Source organism: Methylomonas koyamae, from assembly GCF_001644025.1.
Classification (GTDB): domain Bacteria; phylum Pseudomonadota; class Gammaproteobacteria; order Methylococcales; family Methylomonadaceae; genus Methylomonas; species Methylomonas koyamae_A.
Map to the genome: position 1 here is coordinate 25,180 of NZ_LUUK01000167.1, position 6,775 is coordinate 31,954.

Genomic DNA, 6,775 nt, shown 5'->3' on the forward strand with positions numbered 1-6,775 from the left:
CGCGGCACGAATTTTCGTTAAAATTCGGTTTTTACGAAAACAATTGGAAGGACATGAAGCTATTCTACCGCTGGAGTCGTTGGGGATTGATTGCCGCCTTGCTCACAGTACCGGCCATCGTGACCGCGAAGTCGGTCTCCAAAGCAACGAAAGCGCCGCCGGCCAAACAGGAATCCAAGCCAACACCAGCCGCCGCGCCGGCCAAGCAAATCGTCAAGATCGTCTATTTCAGTCAGGAAGTCGAGGCGCCGCCGGCCTTGTCCAATCTCGACCCCTTCATCCAAAACAAGGGCCTGGTCGGCGCCGAGTTGGCTGTAGCCGATAACAATACCACCGGTCAATTCACCGGCCAGCAATACGACCTGCAAAAAGTGATCGTGCCGGTGGGTGGCGACGCTTTGCAGGCCTTCAGCCATCTAGCCGGCGATAGCAGCCTGGTGGTGCTGAATCTGCCCGCCGAGACCCAGCTTAAATTGGCGGATTCGCCGGCCGCGCAAGGCAAGTTGCTGTTCGACGCCAGCAGCAGCGACGACGAACTGCGAGCCGGCCAGTGTCGGCGCAATTTGTTGCACCTTTTGCCGAGCCGGGCGATGCGCGCCGACGCGCTGGCCCAATACATGCTGAAAAAACGCTGGCAAAAATGGTTTTTGGTGACCGGCCGCGAACCGGCCGACCAAGCCTTCGCGGCGGCGATCAAACGCGCGGCCAAACGTTTCGGCCTGAAGCTGGTGGCCGAAAAGGCATGGAGCAACGATTTCGATGCGCGCCGTACCGCGCAATCGGACGTGCCGGTGTTCACCCAGATTGAAGATTACGACGTACTGGTGGTGGCCGATGAACAGGGCCTGTTCGGCGAATATTTGGATTACCGCACCTGGCTGCCGCGTCCGGTGATCGGTACCCAGGGTTTAGTAGCCACGTCCTGGCACCGGACGCACGAACAATGGGGCGCGGTGCAGTTGCAGAACCGCTTCAAGGACAATACCGGCCGCTGGATGGAAGAGGCCGACTACGGTGCCTATCTGGCGGTGCGGGCGATTGGCGAGGCGGCGGTGCGCAGCAAATCCAATCAGGTAGCGCCGATCCGCGACTACATGCTGTCCGATAAATTTGCGTTGCAGGGCTACAAAGGCATGCCGCTGTCGTTCCGAACTTGGGACGGCCAATTGCGTCAGCCGATATTGCTGGCGGCGGCGCGCGCGCTGGTGTCGGTGGCGCCGATCGAAGGTTTTTTGCATCCCAAGACCGAACTGGATACGCTGGGTTACGATCAGCCCGAAACCGGCTGTCATTTTCAATAGCATGCGGGAGTAAGGCAATGACCAGTAAACGGCGCATGGAATACAGTCAGGTGGCGATCAGCGGCGGACCGGAAGGTCTGGATCAGGTCGCCGAACTGGCCGGCGGCCATAAGCCGTTCAAAATCCGCAGCAACTACCAGCCGGCCGGCGATCAACCCACCGCGATCGCCCAACTGGTTGAAGGCTTGAACGACGGCGAACTGCATCAGACCCTGTTGGGCGTAACCGGCTCCGGCAAGACCTTCACGATAGCCAACGTGATCCAACGCACCCAACGGCCGGCGATGATCCTGGCGCCGAACAAGACCTTGGCCGCCCAGTTGTACGGCGAGATGAAGGAGTTTTTTCCGGAGAACAGCGTCGAGTACTTCGTATCCTATTACGACTATTACCAGCCGGAAGCCTATATTCCGTCGTCGGATACCTTCATCGACAAGGACGCCTCGCTGAACGATCATATCGAGCAAATGCGCTTGTCGGCCACCAAGGCGCTTTTGGAGCGCCGCGATACCGTGGTCGTCGCCACGGTATCGGCGATCTACGGTTTGGGCGAGCCGGAGTCCTATTTCAAAATGGTGCTGCATCTGGTGCGCGGCGACATGGTCAAACAGCGCGACGTGCTGCGCCGGCTCACTGAAATGCAATACACCCGCAACGACACCGAACTGCGTCGCGGTACCTACCGGGTGCGCGGCGAAGTGATCGACGTGTTTCCGGCCGAGTCCGAGGAACACGCGTTGCGCATCGAATTGTTCGATGACGAGGTGGAGCGGATGTCGATGTTCGATCCGCTGACCGGCGAAGTCGTGCAACGGGTGACGCGCTATACGATTTACCCGAAAAACCACTACGTGACGCCGCGCGACCAATTGCTCAGCGCGGTCGAGAAAATCAAGATAGAGCTGGCCGAACGGTTGGAGCAATTGCGCGACAACCATAAACTGGTCGAAGCGCAACGTCTGGAGCAACGTACCCTGTTCGACATCGAGATGATACTGGAAGTGGGCTATTGCTCCGGTATCGAGAACTACTCTCGCCATCTGTCGGATCGCAATTCCGGCGAATCGCCACCGACCATGTTCGACTATTTACCGAACGATGCGTTGGTCATCATCGACGAAAGCCACGTCACGGTGCCGCAGATCGGCGCGATGTACAAAGGCGACCGCTCGCGCAAGGAAACCCTAGTCGAATACGGCTTTCGGCTGCCGTCGGCGCTGGACAACCGGCCGCTGATGTTCGACGAGTTCGAGCGTATCTGCGGCCAGCGCATCTACGTGTCGGCCACGCCGGGCGGTTACGAGAAAGAGCATTCCGGCGCGGTGGTCGAGCAGGTGGTCAGGCCGACCGGTCTGGTCGATCCTCAGGTCGAAGTCAGACCGGCCACGACTCAAGTCGACGATCTGTTGTCCGAGATCAATCTACGCATTGCCGTTCGGGAGCGAGTGTTGGTCACCACGCTGACCAAGCGCATGTCCGAGGATTTGACCGACTACCTGCTGGAACACGGCATCAAGGTGCGTTATCTGCATTCGGACATCGAGACCGTCGAGCGCGTGGAAATCATCCGCGACCTGCGTCTGGGCGTGTTCGATGTGCTGGTCGGCATCAACTTGCTGCGCGAGGGCCTGGACATTCCCGAGGTGTCGCTGGTGGCGATATTGGATGCCGACAAGGAAGGTTTCCTGCGCTCGCTGACCTCGTTGATCCAGACCATAGGCCGCGCCGCGCGCAACGCCAACGGCAAGGTAATTCTGTACGGCGACAAAATCACTCGTTCGATGCAGCAAGCGATCGACGAAACAGATCGCCGCCGCGACAAGCAGCTCGTTTTCAATGCCCGGCACGGCATCCAGCCGCGCACGGTATTCAAATCGGTGACTGATATCCTGGAGCTCTCGATTCCCGGTGCGGGCGGCTCGATCAGTCATGCTCGAGCGAAGGCCGCCGAACCGGCCGGCGAATACAAATCGCTGACGCCCAAGCAGGCCGCCAAAACCTTGAAGCAACTGGAAGAAAAAATGTTCCAGCACGCCAAAAACTTGGAATTCGAGGAAGCCGCGCGCATCCGCGACCAACTGCGCTTGCTGCAGGCGGAGATGACGATTTGATTTTAGCGTGATGGTACTGGGGAGCTTTGTTCGCGCGCGTGAGGATGCGTATGGCCACGGGGCGACAGCTGATCGGAAGGTGCAAACTCGTAAGCGCCCACATCCAGGGTGCCCGAGCCGAGCCGTTTTTCGATGCGCGCGGGGTGCCGGTATTGATAGGCGGGCGATAACAGAAAGCCGTTGGCGGCGACGCCGGGATCGATGCCTTGATCGATAGCGCTCGCTCCGGCCGATAGCCGGTAATCGAACGCGCCTCGGTTTCGAAAACCTTCGCTGTTCGCCACGATATTATGCTGTCGGTCGCTCGATTCCAAGCCGATCAAACTTGCACCGACCAGTAAATTGTTGATCAAAATAGGGCGGACGATGCTGTGGTTGTTCAGAAACATACCGTCCGGTTTATCGTTGACCAGCGTGTTGTTGATCAAAATCAGCGTCTGATGGGGCAAGGTCTGATTGTGTTCGGCGGCAAACGACAACATGGCGCGGTTCTCCGACGCGGCGCTTTGCCGGAATTGGTTGCCGATCAAATAGGCCTCGCCACCGTCCGGGAAATCCACCAGATAGCTCGAGGCGCGGGTTTCATCGCCTATTCGGTTATAAAGTAGGTGGTTTTCGCGGGCTCGCGACTTAACGTTATGGCCGGTATTGGCGTCATGCACATAACAGTGATTAAGGGTAAAACGCTTGATGCCGCCAATATAGATGTTGTGACCGAGTTTGCCGAGCAAGCGATAATCGACCGTATTGTCGTTGAATTCGGAGCCTTCGATAGTAATTTCGCTGCTGGGGTTGGCGCCGGTCAGGATGCCCATTTGATTGTCGTGAAAATGACTATCGCGTATCGTTAAGTTGGTGCCTTCGAAACGAATGCCGGCACCGTTCAAGGCCTTGGCTCTGGCGCCGGAAAATTCGATGCTCTCTATCGTGACGTCGTCACCCTTGATAACCCAGGTGGCCTTGCCTTCGGCGTTGTTACCCATCGCCTCGAGATGCGCGCGGCCGCCGACTCCCCGCAGAATCAAGCGGTGCTGCGGCCAAGTCGCGACATCGTTTGGATACAGACCCGCGTCGATTTCGACGATGTCGTCATTCCCGGCCACTATCGCAGCCTGACTGGGTAGTTTCAGTTCTTGGGATGGTCCGACCTGCCAAGTGGCGCAATCGCCCGAACCCGCATACAGCAGCAATACCAGTCCCCAGCGACAATAAGCGAGAGCTTTGGCGTCAATTCCGATCATCAATAACCAGCAGCACCAAGTGAGTGGCGTTCAATTGGAATGAAACGGCGCATCGGAATCCGATCGGCAAGCAGGCAACGGCATTGTAAATGCGAGGTTAGGGTAGGGTATATCCGACTTTGATGGTGACCTGCCAGTGCGCCACCTTGCCGTTGTCGATGTGGCCGCGGGTTTCGACGACTTCAAACCAGCGTAAGGTCTTGATGGTTTCGCCGGCTTTGGCGACGGCGTTTTCGATGGCGGCTTCGATACTGACGGCTGACGAACCGGTCAATTCAATTTTTTGATAAACATGGTCAGGCATGGCGTTCTCCGTTGGCTTGAAACAATGCTTGAAAACGACGGGCGGCGGGCAAAGGCTCGGCGTCGAACAGGCCGCCGATCACCGCGAGCAAGTCTGCGCCGGCCGCCAACAACTGTCCAGCATTATCCGGTAGGATGCCGCCGATCGCGACGATGGGCACATTCAGCGTCTGTTTGGCTAGCGACAGCGTGGCAATGTCGGCCGGCGCCGCCAACGGCTTGGAGCCGGACGCGAAAAAGCGGCCGAAGGCGACGTAATCGGCGCCGGCTCTTTCCGCGCGCGTCGCGCGGTCCACGTCGTTGTAGCAGGACACGCCGATGATCGCGTGGCTGCCGAGCGCGGTTCTGGCGGCGGCGATGTCGCCGTCGTCGCGGCCCAGATGCACGCCGTCGGCACCGATTTCGGCCGCCAGCTCGACGCTGTCGTTGATTAGCAGCGGAACTTGATAGGCATGGCAGACGACGAGCAGTTCGCGCGCCAGCCGGGCGGCGTCCAGCGGCTGCTTCTCGCGGTATTGCACGACGGCCGCGCCGCCTTGCAGGGCCGCTTCGACTTCGGCCAGGACTTGGGCGATGGCTTTGCCTTCGGTCTGGGTTATCGCGTACAGGCCGCGCGGGGGGAACTTCAGGAATCCAGCCAAAACCAGCGCTCCGGGTTGTGTTGCCCTTGGCCGGGGCGGTAAGCGGCTTGCAGGCTTTGCCAAGTGAATTCCTGGGCCTCGTTGACGGCGCTGAACAGGTCCAAGCCTTGAGCCAGTAATGCGGCAACGGCGCTCGCCAACGTGCAGCCGGAGCCGTGGTAGTGATACGGCAGGCGCTCCCAGTTGAAGGTTTCGTCCAGACTTTCCGGGCCGAACAAACGGTTGTGGACCAATGCGGAATCCTCGTGGGTGCCGGTGATCAGGACGTGTTCGGCGCCGAATTGTCGCAGTGTGGCGCCGCAGGCGGTCAAATCGTCAACACCGGCCAAACGGCGGGCTTCGATACTGTTGGGTGTTGCCAACGTCGATAACGGCAAAAGGTGTTCGACGATGGCGGTGATCAGTTCGCGTCCGGCCAAATCGGTGCCGCCGCCGGCGGCCAGCACCGGATCGAGTACGACCGGCACTTTACCGGCTTGGCGGATCACGTCGGCGACCGCGACGGCGATTTCGGCCGAACCGAGCAGGCCGATCTTGATCGCGGCGACCTGGAAATCTTCCAGCAGGGTTTGCGCCTGATTGACGACGTCTTGCGGTCGTTGCGGCAAGACTTTTTTGACGTTGCGGCTGTCCTGTTCGGTCAACGCGGTGATGATGCTGGCGGCGTGGCAGCGGTGGCTGACGATGGTTTCGATGTCGGCTTGTACGCCGGCGCCGCCGCTGGGGTCGTGGCCGGAAAAGCACAACACGATGGGGCGGGTCATTCCACGTCTCCGTTTAACAGTTGCAGAAATTCCGCTTCGTCGATGACGGTCACGCCTTTGTCTCGGGCGGCGGCGGTTTTGTTGGCGCCGACGTTATCGCCGGCCACCAGGTAGTCGGTCTTGGCGGACACAGAGCTGCCGACCTTGGCGCCCTTGGCCTTGGCTTGCTTGGCGAGGTCGTCGCGGCTGCCGCTGTGCAGGGTGCCGGTGAAGACGAGGGTCTTGCCGGATAGCGGATGCGCCGACGAATCGGCTTTGCGTTGGCTGGCTTGGAGGTTGAAGCCAAGTCCGGTCAATTTTTCATACAAGTCCTTGATGTTGGCGAAGCCTTCGCTGATCACCGCCGCGGTTTTTTCGGCGAAACCCTCGATGGCGACGATGTCGGCTTCGGATAGCCCGAAAATCTGGTCGAGC

7 protein-coding genes are annotated in these 6,775 nt (G+C 59.4%); 2 read left to right on the forward strand and 5 right to left on the reverse strand.

Going from position 1 to position 6,775, the window contains the following annotated elements:
* Positions 1–53 precede the first annotated feature (53 nt).
* Both A1355_RS12450 and uvrB read left to right on the forward strand, forming a co-directional pair.
* Positions 54–1,301 (forward strand): ABC transporter substrate-binding protein, encoded by a 1,248-nt coding sequence (locus tag A1355_RS12450; RefSeq protein ID WP_064028559.1) that lies wholly within the window; start codon positions 54–56, stop codon positions 1,299–1,301.
* Positions 1,302–1,318: 17 nt separating this feature from the next.
* On the forward strand, positions 1,319–3,412 hold the full coding sequence (gene uvrB / locus A1355_RS12455; RefSeq protein ID WP_082885518.1) for an excinuclease ABC subunit UvrB: 2,094 nt from the start codon (positions 1,319–1,321) through the stop codon (positions 3,410–3,412).
* A 2-nt stretch (positions 3,413–3,414) separates the two neighbouring features.
* Here the strand turns inward: uvrB and A1355_RS12460 are convergent, their stop codons facing one another.
* From A1355_RS12460 to A1355_RS12480, 5 genes are all read right to left on the reverse strand, one after another.
* On the reverse strand, positions 3,415–4,653 hold the full coding sequence (locus A1355_RS12460) for a right-handed parallel beta-helix repeat-containing protein (RefSeq protein ID WP_064028550.1): 1,239 nt from the start codon (positions 4,651–4,653) through the stop codon (positions 3,415–3,417).
* A gap of 97 nt (positions 4,654–4,750) precedes the next feature.
* Positions 4,751–4,957, reverse strand: coding sequence for a dodecin (locus A1355_RS12465; protein WP_064028551.1), 207 nt, complete (start codon positions 4,955–4,957; stop codon positions 4,751–4,753).
* Entirely contained in the window at positions 4,950–5,585 is a 636-nt protein-coding gene (gene thiE / locus A1355_RS12470; RefSeq protein ID WP_064028562.1) for a thiamine phosphate synthase, read from the reverse strand. Before thiE ends, A1355_RS12465 begins: the two co-directional genes overlap by 8 nt.
* Entirely contained in the window at positions 5,582–6,361 is a 780-nt protein-coding gene (thiD, locus tag A1355_RS12475; RefSeq protein ID WP_064028553.1) for a bifunctional hydroxymethylpyrimidine kinase/phosphomethylpyrimidine kinase, read from the reverse strand. The genes thiE and thiD overlap by 4 nt, the downstream gene beginning before the upstream one ends.
* The coding region (locus A1355_RS12480) for a BRCT domain-containing protein (RefSeq protein ID WP_331710119.1) at positions 6,358–6,775 on the reverse strand (418 nt) is incomplete at its 5' end. The genes thiD and A1355_RS12480, both read right to left, overlap by 4 nt.

What these genes read in the sequence shown, in the direction of transcription:
- A1355_RS12450 (WP_064028559.1), top strand. Translation starts at nt 54, where the DNA reads ATGAAGCTATTCTACCGCTGGAGTCGTTGGGGATTGATTGCCGCCTTG.
- uvrB (WP_082885518.1), top strand. Translation starts at nt 1,319, where the DNA reads ATGACCAGTAAACGGCGCATGGAATACAGTCAGGTGGCGATCAGCGGC.
- A1355_RS12460 (WP_064028550.1), bottom strand. Translation starts at nt 4,653, where the DNA reads ATGATCGGAATTGACGCCAAAGCTCTCGCTTATTGTCGCTGGGGACTG.
- A1355_RS12465 (WP_064028551.1), bottom strand. Translation starts at nt 4,957, where the DNA reads ATGCCTGACCATGTTTATCAAAAAATTGAATTGACCGGTTCGTCAGCC.
- thiD (WP_064028553.1), bottom strand. Translation starts at nt 6,361, where the DNA reads ATGACCCGCCCCATCGTGTTGTGCTTTTCCGGCCACGACCCCAGCGGC.